The organism is Catenovulum sp. SX2 (genome assembly GCF_052056295.1).
In the GTDB taxonomy this organism is placed as follows: Bacteria; Pseudomonadota; Gammaproteobacteria; order Enterobacterales; family Alteromonadaceae; genus Catenovulum.
In genome coordinates this window covers 202,647-218,899 of record NZ_CP182493.1, presented here as the reverse complement: position 1 = coordinate 218,899, position 16,253 = coordinate 202,647, and the positions used below count along the sequence as shown (strand labels likewise).

Annotated in this window: 12 protein-coding genes; all 12 read left to right on the top strand. The window is 38.8% G+C overall.

Annotated elements, in window-relative coordinates; genetic code table 11:
• Positions 1-136 precede the first annotated feature (136 nt).
• The 12 genes from ACMZOO_RS00960 (at position 137) to ACMZOO_RS00905 (ending at position 16,170) form a co-directional block, all read left to right on the top strand.
• A complete protein-coding gene (locus ACMZOO_RS00960; RefSeq protein ID WP_440904837.1) occupies positions 137-718 on the top strand; it encodes a hypothetical protein in 582 nt (193 codons plus the stop codon).
• Positions 719-3,007: 2,289 nt separating this feature from the next.
• Positions 3,008-3,343, top strand: a complete 336-nt coding sequence (locus tag ACMZOO_RS00955) for a hypothetical protein (RefSeq protein ID WP_440904836.1) — start codon at positions 3,008-3,010, stop codon at positions 3,341-3,343.
• Positions 3,344-4,864: 1,521 nt separating this feature from the next.
• Positions 4,865-5,038: a hypothetical protein gene (locus ACMZOO_RS00950; protein ID WP_440904834.1), complete on the top strand. Its 174-nt coding sequence runs from the start codon at positions 4,865-4,867 to the stop codon at positions 5,036-5,038.
• Between the two features lie 1,493 nt (positions 5,039-6,531).
• Positions 6,532-6,873 carry a hypothetical protein gene (locus tag ACMZOO_RS00945; RefSeq protein ID WP_440904833.1) on the top strand — a complete coding sequence of 114 codons (342 nt, stop codon included), beginning with the start codon at positions 6,532-6,534 and terminating at the stop codon, positions 6,871-6,873.
• A 1,259-nt stretch (positions 6,874-8,132) separates the two neighbouring features.
• Entirely contained in the window at positions 8,133-8,687 is a 555-nt protein-coding gene (locus ACMZOO_RS00940; RefSeq protein WP_440904832.1) for a transglycosylase domain-containing protein, read from the top strand.
• A gap of 104 nt (positions 8,688-8,791) precedes the next feature.
• Positions 8,792-9,094 (top strand): hypothetical protein, encoded by a 303-nt coding sequence (locus ACMZOO_RS00935; protein ID WP_440904830.1) that lies wholly within the window; start codon positions 8,792-8,794, stop codon positions 9,092-9,094.
• A gap of 115 nt (positions 9,095-9,209) precedes the next feature.
• The gene (locus tag ACMZOO_RS00930) at positions 9,210-9,605 is read left to right on the top strand and encodes a DUF3465 domain-containing protein (RefSeq protein WP_440904829.1); all 396 of its coding nucleotides are present in this window, start codon (positions 9,210-9,212) and stop codon (positions 9,603-9,605) included.
• A 118-nt stretch (positions 9,606-9,723) separates the two neighbouring features.
• Positions 9,724-10,179: a hypothetical protein gene (locus ACMZOO_RS00925; protein WP_440904827.1), complete on the top strand. Its 456-nt coding sequence runs from the start codon at positions 9,724-9,726 to the stop codon at positions 10,177-10,179.
• 1,696 nt (positions 10,180-11,875) lie between these two features.
• The gene (locus tag ACMZOO_RS00920) at positions 11,876-12,214 is read left to right on the top strand and encodes a hypothetical protein (RefSeq protein WP_440904825.1); all 339 of its coding nucleotides are present in this window, start codon (positions 11,876-11,878) and stop codon (positions 12,212-12,214) included.
• A gap of 581 nt (positions 12,215-12,795) precedes the next feature.
• Positions 12,796-13,017, top strand: coding sequence for a hypothetical protein (locus tag ACMZOO_RS00915; protein WP_440904824.1), 222 nt, complete (start codon positions 12,796-12,798; stop codon positions 13,015-13,017).
• A gap of 116 nt (positions 13,018-13,133) precedes the next feature.
• Positions 13,134-13,526, top strand: a complete 393-nt coding sequence (locus tag ACMZOO_RS00910) for a hypothetical protein (RefSeq protein WP_440904823.1) — start codon at positions 13,134-13,136, stop codon at positions 13,524-13,526.
• Between the two features lie 2,257 nt (positions 13,527-15,783).
• Positions 15,784-16,170: a hypothetical protein gene (locus ACMZOO_RS00905; protein ID WP_440904821.1), complete on the top strand. Its 387-nt coding sequence runs from the start codon at positions 15,784-15,786 to the stop codon at positions 16,168-16,170.
• Positions 16,171-16,253 lie beyond the last annotated feature (83 nt).

The window sequence follows — 16,253 nt, the reverse complement described above, 5'->3', positions numbered from 1 at the left end:
CCGTTGAGCGGCAATTGCGTTGTTTGCCTGCCGCTTCAAGTAAGTTTATAAAAATGGACTTTTGTGTCGCCACGCTTGTGCGTTTCCTCGAGTTCATTTTTCTAAGTTTATTTACGGCACTCGGCATTGTTCGTGAGTGCTTCTTTTCGCTGCTAAATTTGCAGTTAAAAATGAAGTAGGTAAGTTGCTAATTTGGTTTTGTGTTGTTTGCGAGTTGGGTTTTAAAAGCTCAGCATTAGCTAACAATGCAATTAAGGGTGGACGCAAAAAGCTTGGCTTGCGCTCGTTCCTCGCTAATTATAGCCAAGCTTTTATGCGCCACTTATTGCGGCGTTATATTTTTATGAAAACACAGTTGCTCATAGCTGGAGTAATCGCTTTAGCGTTGTATGTAATTTCAGTCGGTGTCAGTACTTGGAGTAATCTTCAGGAAGATGCCCGCATCGCCAATATTGAAGATCCTTTATTGTGTTCCAATTACGGTGGTGTTATCGAGAAAGTTTGCTCTAGTGGTAAAAAGCAATGTGTTATCCAATTTAGCGATTCTGGTAAATCTTGCTTAGATTCATCTGAATGTCTGGGGGCTTGTTTAAGTACAAACCACAATGCCCAAATCGGTGAAGAAGTATCGGGGCAGTGTGCAAGTTCATCCAATCCATGTGGTTTATTTATGCCAATCGAAAATGGTAAGGTAACCTCAATAGCATGGGTGGATTAAAAATATAACAAAGCAATAATGATGGGACGCAAAAAGCTTGGCTCGCGTCACTTCGTTCCTAATTTTAGCCAAGCTTTTATGCGCCCCATATTGCGGCGTTAGCTAAGTGCTTAACGTAGTAATAAATTTAAAATTGGTGTTGTAGGTTTTCGAGTTGCTGGTTATTTTGTGCTAAATAGTAACACCAACTCGCCACGCTCTAGTTGTTGGTAAGTTGGTTTTTCCATGTTGTTTTACCGTTGAGCGGCATTTGTGTTATTTGCCTGCCGCTTCAAGTTGGTTTATAAAAATGGACTTTTGTGTCGCCACGCTTGTGTGTATCCTCAAGTTCATTTTTCTAAGTTTACTTACGGCACTCAGCATTGTTCGGGTCTGCTTCTTTTTGCTGCTAAATTGCAGTCAAAAATGAAGTTGGTAAGTTGCTATTTGGTTTTGCGTTGTTTACGAGTTAATTTTTAAAAACTCAGCACTAGCTAACAAAGCAATAATGAATGGGACGCAAAAAGCTTGGCTGCGCTCGTTCCTCGCTAATTATAGCCAAGCCTTTTGCGCCCCATATTGCGGCGTTAGCTAGAAGTTTCGTTAGTTAAAAGTAGTTAAACTTGTGGTGTTTGTTTTCGCAGTGCTGGCATTTATTTGGCTGTTCCGTTAACTTGTATACCGCCACACATCAGTTGTTTGTAGCTTGGTTTTTCAACCTTGCTTACCGTTGAGCGGCATTTGTGTTGTTTGCCTATCGCTTCAAGTTAATTTATAAAAATGGACTTTTGTGTCGCTACGCTTTTGCGTTTCTCAAGTTCATTTTTCTAAGTTTATTTACGGTATTTGTATTGTGCTAATCTTCAGCTTTTGCTGAGCTTCTAGCCAACAATGCAATTATGGAGGGACGCAAAAAGCTTGGCTCGCGTCACTTCGTTCCTAATTTTAGCCAAGCTTTTATGCGCCCCATATTGCGGCGTTAGAAATAGCAAAATCTTAAAAGTAAACGGCTTCAAATGAGGCATTTGTGTGCTTTGCTGCTTTTTCTAATTTAGCTTGGCGTGCCATGTTAAATTGGCATTTTAGTTTGTAGTTGTTGGTGCGTTTTGCGTTGTTAACGTGCTACATTCAAACCAATTTATTGTTTGCTTAATTGTTGGTTACCGCAGCTTTGTACGTTAAGTTTAAGCAACTGTTTTTTAATTAATGGTAAAGGGCATTTTTATGCAGCCCTTACGTTGTCGGGCATTTCTAACAATGCAGTCAAAGGGATGCAAAAAGCTTGGCCAAATTTTTGCTGAGCAAAAATGTTAGCCAACTTTGTTCCACCCTTTACCGCGGCGTTAGCTAGAAGTTTTATTAGTTAAAAGTTTAAAAATATTAATATTGGTGTTGTTGGTTTTCGTGTTGCTGAAAGTTGTTTGTGTTGATCATTTAACTTTCGAGTCGCCACGCAGCAGTTGTTTGTAGCTTGGTTTTTCAACCTTACTTACCGTTGAGCGGCATTTTCGTTGTTTGCCTGTCGCTTCAAGTCAATTTATAAAAATGGACTTTTGTGTCGCCACGCCAGTGCGTTTCTCAAGCTCATTTTTCTAAGTTTACTTACAGCACTCGGCATTGTTCGGGTTTGCTTCTTTTCGCTGCCAAATTTGCAGTTAAAAATGGAGTAGGTAAGTTGCTAATTTGGTTTTGCGTTGTTTGCGAGTTAAGTTTAAATAGCTCAGCATTAGCTAACAATGCAATAATGATGGGACACAAAAAGCTTGGCTCGCGTCACTTCGTTCCTAATTTTAGCCAAGCTTTTTCGCGCCCCATATTGCGGCGTTAGCTAGAAGTTTCGTTAGTTAAAAGTAGTTAAACTGTTGGTGTTTGTTTTCGTGGTGCTGGCATTTTCTTGCCTGTTCCGTTAACTTGTTAGTCGCCACGCACCAGTTGTTTGTAGGTTGGTTTTTCCAACTTGTTTTACCGTTGAGCGGCATTTGTATTGTTTGCCTGCCGCTTGAAGTGAAGTTATAAAAATGAGCTTTCGTGTCGCCACGCTTTTGCATGTCCTCAAGTTCATTTTTCTAGGTTTACTTACGGCACTCGGCATTGTTCGGGTCTGCTTCTTTTCGCTGCTAAATTTGCAGTTAAAAATGGAACAGGTAAGTTGCTAATTTGGTTTTGTATTGTTGGCTAGTTTTATGTTCATTCGGTGGGCACCTAGCTAACAATCGCATTAAGGGTGGACGCAAAAAGCTTGGCTGCGCTCGTACCTCGCACATTATAGCCAAGCTTTTATGCGCCACTTATGCGGGCGTTAGGGGCCAAATGAGAATTCTGTTTATCATGATGTTATTTTGCTCTCACACTGTGTTTGCTAACGACTCTTTTCTAATTGAAGGAAAAATCACCTCTATAAGTGTTTCTGAAAATTTTGTCCATGTCAGCGTATTAAGTGAAAACCGTTTGAATTATGACTGTGGTAAAGAGCGTTTTCGCTTTAATTTAGAAAATAGTGAGAGTAATACTGTTAGCGCACTTGTTACATTAGCCCACTCAGCAATGTCAAAGAACCAAGCTGTTGTACTTCACGGAATTAGGGATAATTGTAACTCAGCTAATAAAGACTTTTTAGCACTTAAGGTAAAGGTGTCTAGCCCCTAACAAACGCATTAAGGGTGGACGCAAAAAGCTTGGCTGCGCTCATTCTTCGCTTAGTATAGCCAAGCTTTTATGCGCCACTTATGCGGGCGTTAGCTAAGTGCTTAACTTAGTTAAAAATTAAAATCTGGTGTTGTAAGTTTTCGAGTTGCTGGTTATTTTGTACTAAAAAGTAACACCAACTCGCCACGCTCCAGTTGTTTGTAGGTTAGTTTTTTAACCTTGTTTACCGTTGAGCGGCATTTATATTGTCTGCCTGCCGCTTGAAGTGAAGTTATAAAAATGAGCTTTCGTGTCGCCACGCTTTTGCATGTCCTCTAGTTCATTTTTCTAAGTTTACTTACGGCACTCGGCATTGTTCGTGTTTGCTTCTTTTTGCTGCAAGTTTATTGCTAGAAAATGAAGTCGGTAAGTTGCTAATTTGGTTTTGTGTTGTTTGCGAGTTCAGTTTTAAAAACTCAGCACTAGCTAACAAAGCAATAATGAATGGGACGCAAAAAGCTTGGCTGCGCTCATTCTTCGCTTATTATAGCCAAGCTTTATTGCGCCCCATATTGCGGCGTTAGAAATAGTAAAACCTTACAAGTAAACAGCTTCGAATGAAGCATTTGTGTGCTTGTTGGCTTTTTCTAATTCTGCTTGGCGTGCAAATTAATTGGCATTTTAGGGCGTTGTTGTTGGTAAGTTTTGCGTTGTTAACGTGCTAAATTTTAACTAATTTATTGTTTGCTTAAATGTTGGTTATCGCAGTTTTTTAAGTTAAGTTTAGGCAACTGTTTTTGTAAGCCAGTATAGGGCGTTTTTATGCAGCATTGGTGTCGTTTGGCATTTCTAACAATGCAGTCATATGGGACGCAAAAAGCTTGGCTTAATTTTTGCGGGCAAAAATATAATCCAACTTTGTTGCGCCCTATACTGCGGCGTTAGCTAGAAGGTTCGTTAGTTAATAGTAGTTAAACTGTTGGTGTTGGTTTCGCAGTGCTGGCATTTTCTTGCTTGTTCAGTTAACTTTTAAGCCGCCACGCACCAGTTGTTTTGAAGTTGGTTTTTCCAACTTGTTTTACCGTTGAGCGGCATTTGTATTGTTTGCTTGTCGCTTAAAGTTGGTTTATAAAAATGGACTTTTGTGTCGCCACGCATGTGCGTTTCTAAAGTTCATTTTTCTAAGTTTATTTACGGTATTTGTATTGTGCCAATCTTTAGCTTTTGGTGAGCTTCTAGCCAACAATGCAATTAAGGCGGACTAAAAAAGCTTGGCTTAGTTCGTACCTCACTAATTATAGCCAAGCTTTTTCAGCCGCTTATCGCGGCGTTAGAAATAGCAAAATCTTACAAGTAAACGGCTTCAAATGAGGCATTTGTGTGCTTCGCTATTTTTAAATTGCTGGTTGGCGTGCAAAGTTAATTGGCATTTTAGTTTGGTTTTATTAGGTTAGGGCGGTGTTGTTAACGCGCTAAATTTAAACCAATTTATCGTTTGCTTAAATGTTGGTAACCGCAGGTTTTTAGGTTAAGTTTAGGCAATTGTTTTTAATTATTGGTAAAGGGCATTTTTATGCAGCCCTTGCGTTGTTGGGCATTTCTAACAATGCAGTTAAAGGGATGCAAAAAGCTTGGCCAAATTTTTGCGGAGCAAAAATGCTAGCCAACTTTGTTCCACCCTTTACCGCGGCGTTAGCTAGAAGTTTTAAGAGCTAATAGTTTAAAAATATTAAAAATTGGTGGTGTGGTTTTTCTTTTAACTGGAATTTTTTTGGCAGAAAAATAACTTTCTAATCGCTACGCACCAGTTGCTTTAAGGTTGGTTTTTCCAACTTGTTTTACCGTTGAGCGGCAGTTGCGTTGTTTGCTTGTCGCTTCAAGTTAATTTATAAAAATGGACTTTTGTGTCGCCACGCCAGTGCGTTTCTCAAGCTCATTTTTCTAAGTTTATTTACGGTATTTGTATTGTGCTAAATTCAAACTTCGGTGAGCTTCTAGCCAACAATGCAATTAAGGCGGACTAAAAAAGCTTGGCTTAGTTCGTACCTCACTAATTATAGCCAAGCTTTTTCAGCCGCTTATCGCGGCGTTAGCTAGAAGTTTTAAGGGCTAATAGTTAAAAAATATTAAAATTAGTGTCGTTGGTTTTCGTGTCGCTGAAAGTTGTTTGCGTTGATCATTTTACTTTCGAGTTGCCACGCACCAGTTGTTTTGAAGTTGGTTTTTCCAACTTGTTTTACCGTTGAGCGGCATTTGCATTGTTTGCCTGTCGCTTCAAGTCAATTTATAAAAATGGACTTTTGTGTCGCTATGCCAGTGCGTTTCTCAAGTTCGTTTTTCTAAGTTTATTTACGGTATTTGTATTGTGCTAATCTTCAGCTTTTAGGTAAGCTTCTAGCCAACAATGCAATTATGAAGGGACGCAAAAAGCTTGGCTGGCGTCACTTCGTTCCTAATTTTAGCCAAGCTTTTGTGCGCCCCATATTGCGGCGTTAGCTAGAAGGTTCGTTAGTTAATAGTAGTTAAACTGGTGGTGTTGGTTTCGTGGTGCTGGCATTTATTTGCCTGTTCAGTTAACTTTTAAGCCGCCACGCACCAGTAGTTTTGAGGTTGGTTTTTCCAAATTGTTTTACCGTTGAGCGGCATTTGCGTTGTTTGCCTGCCGCTTTAAGTTAATTTATAAAAATGGACTTTTGTGTCGCTACGCTTTTGCGTATCTCAAGTTCATTTTTCTAAATTTATTTACGGTAATTGTATTGTGCTAATCTTCAGCTTTTGTTGAGCTTCTAGCCAACAATGCAATTAAGGCGGACTAAAAAAGCTTGGCTTAGTTCGTGCCTCACTAATTTTAGCCAAGCTTTTTCAGCCGCTTATTGCGGCGTTAGAAATAGCAAAATCTTAAAAGTAAACGGCTTCAAATGAGGCATTTGTGTGCTTTGCTGCTTTTTCTAATTTAGCTTGGCGTGCCATGTTAAATTGGCATTTTAGTTTGTAGTTGTTGGTGCGTTTTGCGTTGTTAACGTGCTACATTCAAACCAATTTATTGTTTGCTTAATTGTTGGTTACCGCAGCTTTGTACGTTAAGTTTAAGCAACTGTTTTTTAATTAATGGTAAAGGGCATTTTTATGCAGCCCTTACGTTGTCGGGCATTTCTAACAATGCAGTCAAAGGGATGCAAAAAGCTTGGCCAAATTTTTGCTGAGCAAAAATGTTAGCCAACTTTGTTCCACCCTTTACCGCGGCGTTATATTTTAATGAAACTATGGCCAAATTTTTATTTTACTTTAATGTCTTAGCATTACTTATTTTTGTTGCTTTAGTCGGTCTTCAAGCCAAATGGTTTTATCACTACATAGTTGAAGTTAATAACCCCAATCGTGCTGAAGCGATATTTGGTATCACAATGTCGGCCATTATGTCTCTTGGGTTGGTTGCACCAGCTTCTTTTGCAGGTTATTTTGAAAGTAAAGTTAATCCAAAGTTAGGTTTTTCTGTGCTGCTAATGTGTTTATTTCAGTTTGTTGTAATAGCTATTTGTGGTGCAATTTAAAATATAACAATCGCATTAAGGGTGGACGCAAAAAGCTTGGCTGCGCTCATTCTTCGCTTAATATAGCCAAGCTTTATTGCGCCACTTATGCGGGCGTTAGCTAGAAATTTTATTAGTTAAAAGTTTAAAAATATTAATATTGGTGTTGTTGGTTTTCGTGTAGCTGAAAGTTGTTTGTGTTGATCATTTAACTTTCTAGTCGCTACGCACCAGTTGTTTTGAGGTTGGTTTTTCCAACTTGTTTTACCGTTGAGCGGCATTTTCGTTGTTTGCCTGTCGCTTCAAGTCAATTTATAAATATGGACTTTTGTGTCGCGACGCTTTTGCGTTTCTCAAGCTCATTTTTCTAAGTTTATTTACGGTATTTGTATTGTGCTAATCTTCAGCTTTTAGGTAAGCTTCTAGCCAACAATGCAATTAAGGGTGGACGCAAAAAGCTTGGCTTGCGCTCGTTCCTCGCTAATTATAGCCAAGCTTTTATGCGCCACTTATTGCGGCGTTAGCTAGAAGGTTCGTTAGTTAATAGTAGTTAAACTGGTGGTGTTGGTTTCGTGGTGCTGGCATTTATTTGCCTGTTCAGTTAACTTTTAAGCCGCCACGCACCAGTAGTTTTGAGGTTGGTTTTTCCAAATTGTTTTACCGTTGAGCGGCATTTGCGTTGTTTGCCTGCCGCTTTAAGTTAATTTATAAAAATGGACTTTTGTGTCGCTACGCTTTTGCGTATCTCAAGTTCATTTTTCTAAATTTATTTACGGTAATTGTATTGTGCTAATCTTCAGCTTTTGTTGAGCTTCTAGCCAACAATGCAATTAAGGCGGACTAAAAAAGCTTGGCTTAGTTCGTGCCTCACTAATTTTAGCCAAGCTTTTTCAGCCGCTTATTGCGGCGTTAGAAATAGTAAAACCTTACAAGTAAACGGCTTCAAATGAAGCATTTGTGTGCTTGGTGGCTTTTTCTAATTCAGCTTGGTGTGCAAATTATTTTGCATTTTAGGTTGTAGTTGTTGGTAAGTTTTGCGTTGTTAACGTGCTAAATGTTAACTAATTTATTGTTTGCTTAACTGTTGGTCATTGCAGGTTTTTAAGTTAAGTTTAGACAACTGTTTTTGTAAGCCAGTAAAGGGCGTTTTTATGCAGCATTGGTGTCGTTTGGCATTTCTAACAATGCAGTCATATGGGACGCAAAAAGCTTGGCTTAATTTTTGCGGGCAAAAATATAATCCAACTTTATTGCGCCCTATACTGCGGCGTTAGGTTTTTATGAAAGTCTTGCGAAATACCATATTGATTTTGGTAACAATAATTTTGCTAGTTCCTTTGGGGACTATTTCGTATTTTTATTTTGATGAGTTTCGGCCGAAACAAAAATTTATCCAATTAATCATTGATGGGGCGGGTAGGGAAGATGCGAACCCGCCTCATACAGTTACTTATTTTATTGAAGTTTCGCATACCGAGATTTTTGGTCAATCAACTTGGACAAAATGGGTTGCTAGACAACTTAGCGTAAAGCTGAACCTAAATCATAGAAAAACTATTACTCGGCACATTAGCCAAGTATCTTGGTGGTTACTGTTGAATATTAAGCACTCTAAAAAAGAACTTTTTACTATATATTGCAGCTTGGCTAACCAATGGAATAATGAAAGTTTAAATGAGTTATCTCTGCGTCTAATCAATAAACCTTTAAGCAAACTTTCAGAAGGCGAGGCCGCAAAAATTATTGCGTATTTATATGCACCAAGTTATTTTTCAAAGTACCCTGAAAAATTGGAAGCTAGAGCTAAGGCCTTGCTTGGTAAAAAGAAAACCTAACAATCGCATTAAGGGTGGACGCAAAAAGCTTGGCTGCGCTCGTACCTCGCACATTATAGCCAAGCTTTTATGCGCCACTTATGCGGGCGTTATGTGTCTAAAGTATGAACCTGCTTAGTAAGTATATTCCTGAGTATTCGGGACATGTTAAATCAATAGAGTATCTCGAAGATAATAAAGTATTAGAGGTTATTTTCTTTGATAAACCTGAAGGGTTTAAGCCTGTTTTGTGTCTCAGGTTTACAGAAGTATCTGAAATCAGTGTTGATAATTATGACCTAGACGAAAATTGCATTGAATTAGTAATAGGTTTAGATTTATTTCAAAATGGTTACTGCCTTCATACAGATCAACGAGAGTTTATTTTTAAGGCTAAATCAATTGAATCCCGCAGTATAGCCACATAACAAACGCATTAAGGGTGGACGCAAAAAGCTTGGCAGCGCTCATTCTTCGCTCAGTATAGCCAAGCTTTTATGCGCCACTTATGCGGGCGTTATGTGAATTCAAAGGAATGGTGGAATGAACAAGTTTATTGGCATATTTGGGATAATCTTTTGTTTGATTTCCGTGGGTGTGCAAGCAAACGATAGTCTGCTGCGTAACGCTTATGAAAATCGTCAAAGTGATCTACAAGTTCGTGGTTCTGGAAAGGTTATTCGCATTCTGCCCGACGACAATGATGGTTCTAGGCATCAAAAATTTATTTTGGAACTTGCCAGTAAACAAACATTGTTGGTTGCCCACAATATTGACTTAGCTCCACGCATATCAAACTTGAGAGTTGGAGACTATATTGAATTTTATGGTGAGTATGAGTGGAATAACAAAGGTGGTGTTTTACATTGGACTCATCGAGATCCCCGCAATAACCATGCACATGGCTGGTTAAAGCACAACGGTCAGGTTTACGAGTAAAATTCACATAACAATCGCATTAAGGGTGGACGCAAAAAGCTTGGCTGCGCTCATTCTTCGCTTAGTATAGCCAAGCTTTTATGCGCCACTTATGCGGGCGTTAGCTGTTAAGGAGAGTATGTTGCATACTTCGGAAATTGAAGAAAAGTTAAAACTTCTTGACGGTCGCGGTACAGATTCTGAATACGCAGCAGTAAACAAATTGTCTTCACTTGGTGACAAATTCCCAGAGCTAATGCTCCAAAAATACAGATGTTCAAAAAAATGGGGCGAGAGGGCATCTTGCGTATATCATTCAATTAAATATGCAAAATCTAGTCACTATGCGTTTCAACTAGGTATTGAAGCGTTACGAGATAAATCAAAACACGTTAGATATAGAGCATGTATGCTTTTGGCAATCGCTCAAAACCATGAAGCGGTCGGGCACCTCGAGCAAGTACTAAATAATTCAGATTCTATAAATGACGTTAAGGCTGCAATTGATGCAATTACTAATAACAACCATCATTTATTTGTTGACCGTGAGCATACAGGTAAAATTAAATTAAATGTGGAGTTAATCAACAGCTAACAAAGCAATTAAGGGCGGACTAAAAAAGCTTGGCTTAGTTCGTACCTCACTAATTATAGCCAAGCCTTTTTAGCCGCTTATTGCGGCGTTAGCTAAGTGCTTAACGTAGTAATAAATTAAAAATTGGTGTTGTAGGTTTTCGAGCCGCTAGTTATTTTGTGCTAAAAAGTAACACCAACTCGCCACGCTCCAGTTGTTTGTAAGTTGGTTTTGTAAAATCATTTTACCGTTGAGCGGCAGTTGAGTTGTTTGCTTCTGGTCGCTTCAAATAAGTTTATAAAATGGACTTTTGTGTCGCCACGCTTGTGCTTTTTCTCAAGTTCATTTTTCTAAGTTTACTTACAGTACTCGGCATTGTTCGGGTCTGCTTCTTTTCGCTGCTAAATTTAGCAAAAGAAAGAGCAGGTAAGTTGCTAATTTGGTTTTGCGTTGTTTGAGGGTTAAGTGTTAAAAACTCAGCATTAGCTAACAATGCAATAATGATGGGACGCAAAAAGCTTGGCTCGCGTCACTTCGTTCCTTATTATAGCCAAGCTTTTATGCGCCCCATATTGCGGCGTTATACGTAATCGGAGAATCTCTTCAGTGACAACTAAAAAGTTAGTTATGCGCTTTCTAGGAGTGGTTATTGGGTTAGCTTTCATCCTGATGGGATTTTGGGTTTTAATTACTCCTATTTTGGGAGGACTTACAGAGGTACTGAGTCATATTTCCCAAATATTGGTTGGTTTAATGTTCTTTTTCTATGGCATAACGGGTTATAGCTCAATTTACAAGTTCATTAACCGCAATAAGAGCAGTTAATTACGCATAACAATCGCATTAAGGGTGGACGCAAAAAGCTTGGCTGCGCTCATTCTTCGCTTAGTATAGCCAAGCTTTATTGCGCCACTTATGCGGGCGTTAGAAATAGCAAAATCTTAAAAGTAAACGGCTTCAAATGAGGCATTTGTGTGCTTTGCTGCTTTTTCTAATTTAGCTTGGCGTGCCATGTTAAATTGGCATTTTAGTTTGTAGTTGTTGGTGCGTTTTGCGTTGTTAACGTGCTACATTCAAACCAATTTATTGTTTGCTTAATTGTTGGTTACCGCAGCTTTGTACGTTAAGTTTAAGCAACTGTTTTTTAATTAATGGTAAAGGGCATTTTTATGCAGCCCTTACGTTGTCGGGCATTTCTAACAATGCAGTCAAAGGGATGCAAAAAGCTTGGCCAAATTTTTGCTGAGCAAAAATGTTAGCCAACTTTGTTCCACCCTTTACCGCGGCGTTAGCTAGAAGTTTTAAGGGCTAATAGTTAAAAAATATTAAAATTAGTGTCGTTGGTTTTCGTGTCGCTGAAAGTTGTTTGCGTTGATCATTTTACTTTCGAGTTGCCACGCACCAGTTGTTTTGAAGTTGGTTTTTCCAACTTGTTTTACCGTTGAGCGGCATTTGCATTGTTTGCCTGTCGCTTCAAGTCAATTTATAAAAATGGACTTTTGTGTCGCTATGCCAGTGCGTTTCTCAAGTTCGTTTTTCTAAGTTTATTTACGGTATTTGTATTGTGCTAATCTTCAGCTTTTAGGTAAGCTTCTAGCCAACAATGCAATTATGAAGGGACGCAAAAAGCTTGGCTGGCGTCACTTCGTTCCTAATTTTAGCCAAGCTTTTGTGCGCCCCATATTGCGGCGTTAGTTTTACCTAGAGAAAAGTTGTTATGAAAAAGTTTATCGTAATATTTCTTACATTTTTATTTGTGCCTTTAAGCGCTTCTGCTGAAACCCTTGACGAAAAGGTTGCTAGAAATACAGCAAATTGCTTAGCTGGTCATGTTGCTACTAATAGTTCCATGTATCAATCAGGTGAAACATCAAAATACTTAGCGGTTCTTGAAAAAGCGGTGGGTAGTGAAAATACGGCTAAGTATTTTGAAGATGCAGTAAAAAAGCTTAAGTCAGCTGTTCGTATGCTAGGCTCTACTCCAGCTGAAGAGGGAGCTTTCTTAATTAAAAAGTTCTGTCCCGCTGTCGATCAAATCATAAATCGTGGCAAGTAAAACTAACAAGGCGCTCAAGAACGGACGTAAAAAGTTTGGCTTCGCTCGTTCCTCGCAAATTTTAGCCAAACATTTTTACGCCGCTTAGCTTGGCGTTAGCTAAGTGCTTAACGTAGTTAAAATTAAAATTTGGTGTTGTAGGTTTTCGAGTTGCTGGTTATTTTGTGCTAAAAAGTAACACCAACTCGCCACGCTCCAGTTGTTTGTAGCTTGATTTTTCAACCTCGCTTACCGTTGAGCGGCAATTGCGTTGTTTGCCTGTCGCTTGAAGTGAGTTTGTAAAAATGGACTTTTGTGTCGCCACGCTTTTGCGTTTCTAAAGTTCATTTTTCTAAGTTTACTTACGGCACTCGGCATTGTTCGGGTCTGCTTCTTTTCGCTGCTAAATTTAGCAAAAGAAAGAGCAGGTCAGTTGCTAATTTGGTTTTGCGTTGTTTGCGAGTTAAGTTTTAAAGGCTCAGCATTAGCTAACAATGCAATAATGATGGGACGCAAAAAGCTTGGCTCGCGTCACTTCGTTCCTAATTTTAGCCAAGCTTTTATGCGCCCCATATTGCGGCGTTATGTGACTAGTTAGTTCTGTGATAAAGATAAATAAAGTAGGTATTATTGAGTCTGGAGACAACTATGGTTATCAAGTTAAAATTATTGATGACTCCGAAAATACAGGCGGTTGTTTAGTGCTAACTTCAAAAAACTTCGATGATCCCTCATCAGAAGCATTTGATGATTGGGTGCAAAACCGAACTGAATTAGTCTCATATGTAGAAGAAGCGAATTGGGTTATAAAGTGGAGCGAGTAAGCGTCACATAACAATGCAATTAAGGGTGGACGCAAAAAGCTTGGCTGCGCTCGTACCTCGCACATTATAGCCAAGCTCTTATGCGCCACTTATTGCGGCGTTAGGTGTTCTTTGGTATGCACTTGAAAATTCAATGTATTTTCATGTTAATAACTGCAGCGCTGGCTGCTTTTAATGCTTATGAGGAACAACTTGGTGGTGTAAGCACTATCGGAACGGCAGTTATTTATGCTCTTATAGCCGGAACTTTCAGTGTGTTTGCTTACTTTATAGTGCAGAGGTGGCTGCCAAAGTTTTCTAAACCTTATTGTATTACTGCTTATACTTCGGTGTTTTTTGGCTGTATAGGCTTTCTTTATTACGCATCAAACGGTAAGGCTGATAGTTTAGAAAGTGCAGCGCATATGCATGTAATAGTGTTTCCAATGTTACACACAATGCTGGCGATTTTGTTGTTTATTGGTGCTACTATTTGGGGCATCGTTTTAAAGTTTGGTAGTAGGGTTTAGCTCCGAACACCTAACAAAGCAATAATGAAAGGGACGCAAAAAGCTTGGCTGCGTCACTTCGTTCCTATTTTAGCCAAGTTTTTATGCGCCCCATATTGCGGCGTTAGAAATAGCAAAATCTTAAAACTAAACGGCTTCAAATGAGGCATTTGTGTGCTTTGCTATTTTTCAAATTTAGCTTTGCGTGCAAAGTTAATTGGCATTTCAGTTTGGTTTTGTAGGTTAGGGCGGTGTAGTTAACGCGCTAAATTTAAACCAATTTATTGTTTGCTTAATTGTTGGTTACCGCAGCTTTTTGCGGTAAGTTTAAGCATTCGTTTTTAATTGTCGGTAAAGGGCATTTTTATGCAGCCCTTGCGTTGTCGGGCATTTCTAACAATGCAGTCAAAGGGATGCAAAAAGCTTGGCCAAATTTTTGCTGAGCAAAAATGTTAGCCAACTTTATTCCACCCTTTACTACGGCGTTATGTTTCTAGAGTAAATATGAGATTTCACCAAAAAATTTTAGGTATTAGCTATTTTGTTATCGGTGCAATTTTGTGCTTAGTATTGGGACTTAGCGCACTTCAAAATATTGACACGCTGAGTATTGGGGCACTTCTCATAAATCTGCTAGCGTCGTTCTGTTTCTTGTTAATGTCTTTTGGTGGTTTCAATTTGGCAATTAATAAACCATGGGCTACTAAAATTTGTTTTCCTATTGCTTTGCTAGGTATGTTACTTATTCCTATCGGTACAATGTTAGGGATTTATTATTTGTGGTTTCAACGTAAGCACTTGAGTAAAGAAACATAACAAAGCAATAATGAAAGGGAAGCAAAAAGCTTGGCTCGCGTCACTTCGTTCCTATTTTAGCCAAGCTTTTGTGCGCCCCATATTGCGGCGTTAGCTAGAAGTTTTATTAGTTAAAAGTTTAAAAATATTAATATTGGTGTTGTTGGTTTTCGTGTAGCTGAAAGTTGTTTGCGTTGTTCATTTAACTTTCGAGTCGCCACGCACCAGTTGTTTTGAAGTTGTTTTTTTTAACTTCTTTTACGGTTGAGCGGCATTTGCGTTGTTTGCTTGTCGCTTCAAGTTAATTTATAAAAATGGACTTTTGTGTCGCCACGCCAGTGCGTTTCTCAAGCTCATTTTTCTAAGTTTATTTACGGTATTTGTATTGTGCTAATCTTGAGCTTCTTAGGTAAGCTTCTAGCCAACAATGCAATTAAGGGTGGACGCAAAAAGCTTGGCTTGCGCTCGTTCCTCGCTAATTATAGCCAAGCTTTTATGCGCCACTTATTGCGGCGTTAGCTAAGTGCTTAACGTAGTAATAAATTAAAAATTGGTGTTGTAGGTTTTCGAACTGCTGGTTATTTTGTGAAAAAAAGTAACACCAACTCGCCACGCACCAGTTGTTGGTAAGTTGGTTTTTCAACCTGTTTTACCGTTGAGCGGCAGTTGAGTTGTTTGCTTCTGGTCGCTTAGGGTCAGTTTATAAAAATGGACTTTTGTGTCGCCACGCTTGTGCGTTTTCTCAAGTTCATTTTTCTAAGTTTACTTACGGCACTCGGCATTGTTCGGGTTTGCTTCTTTTCGCTGCTAAATTGCAGTATAAAAAAGAGCGGGTAAGTTGCTAATTCGGTTTTGCATTGTTTGCGAGTTAAGTTTTAAAAACTCAGCATTAGCTAACAATGCAATAATGATGGGACGCAAAAAGCTTGGCTCGCGTCACTTCGTTCCTAATTTTAGCCAAGCTTTTATGCGCCCCATATTGCGGCGTTATACAACACTGGAGAGTTAATCATTAAAATCCTATTGCTTCTTTTAATTGCATTTTCAGCTGTTGCTACAAGCTAGACGCTGTATTTTGAAAAGAATAGAAATAAATTTGCAAATGAATTAGCTAACCTTAGTTTAGAAAAAGCAAAAAGTGACTCCTTTTACCTTAACTGGGAAATATTTGAAGCAACTGTACTAGAAAATTGCAATTCAGTGTCTTTAATTACTCAATCTCACTCTCAAGTTGTTTACGCTCACTTTAGTAATAAGTCGTATTATGTTTCCATTGAGCCTGAATTAGACGCAGCTATTAAAGTAGTTAACTTTTGCAAAAAAATTAATGATAACTTGGTTTTTACAACACAATAGTGCAAGTGTTGTATAACAATCGCATTAAGGGTGGACGCAAAAAGCTTGGCTGCGCTCATTCTTCGCTTAGTATAGCCAAGCTTTTATGCGCCACTTATGCGGGCGTTAGGTGTTCTTTGGTATACACTTGAAAATTCAATGTATTTTCATGTTAATAACTGCAGCGCTGGCTGCTTTTAATGCTTATGAGGAACAACTTGGTGGTGTAAGCACTATCGGAACGGCAGTTATTTATGCTCTTTTAGCCGGAACTTTCAGTGTGTTTGCTTACTTTATAGTGCAGAGGTGGCTGCCAAAGTTTTCTAAACCTTATTGTATTACTGCTTATACTTCGGTGTTTTTTGGCTTTATAGGCTTTCTTTATTACGCCTCAAACGGTAAGGCTGATAGTTTAGAAAGTGCAGCGCATATGCATGTAATAGTGTTTCCAATGTTACACACAATGCTGGCGATTTTGTTGTTTATTGCTGCTACTATTTGGGGCATCGTTTTAAAGTTTGGTAGTAGGGTTTAGCCCCGAACACCTAACAAAGCAATAATGAAAGGGACGCAAAAAGCTTGGCTGCGTCACTTCGTTCCTAATTTTAGCCAAGCTTT

What these genes read in the sequence shown, in the direction of transcription:
- ACMZOO_RS00955 (WP_440904836.1), top strand. Translation starts at nt 3,008, where the DNA reads ATGAGAATTCTGTTTATCATGATGTTATTTTGCTCTCACACTGTGTTT.
- ACMZOO_RS00945 (WP_440904833.1), top strand. Translation starts at nt 6,532, where the DNA reads ATGTTAGCCAACTTTGTTCCACCCTTTACCGCGGCGTTATATTTTAAT.
- ACMZOO_RS00940 (WP_440904832.1), top strand. Translation starts at nt 8,133, where the DNA reads ATGAAAGTCTTGCGAAATACCATATTGATTTTGGTAACAATAATTTTG.
- ACMZOO_RS00935 (WP_440904830.1), top strand. Translation starts at nt 8,792, where the DNA reads ATGAACCTGCTTAGTAAGTATATTCCTGAGTATTCGGGACATGTTAAA.
- ACMZOO_RS00930 (WP_440904829.1), top strand. Translation starts at nt 9,210, where the DNA reads ATGAACAAGTTTATTGGCATATTTGGGATAATCTTTTGTTTGATTTCC.
- ACMZOO_RS00925 (WP_440904827.1), top strand. Translation starts at nt 9,724, where the DNA reads ATGTTGCATACTTCGGAAATTGAAGAAAAGTTAAAACTTCTTGACGGT.
- ACMZOO_RS00920 (WP_440904825.1), top strand. Translation starts at nt 11,876, where the DNA reads ATGAAAAAGTTTATCGTAATATTTCTTACATTTTTATTTGTGCCTTTA.
- ACMZOO_RS00910 (WP_440904823.1), top strand. Translation starts at nt 13,134, where the DNA reads ATGCACTTGAAAATTCAATGTATTTTCATGTTAATAACTGCAGCGCTG.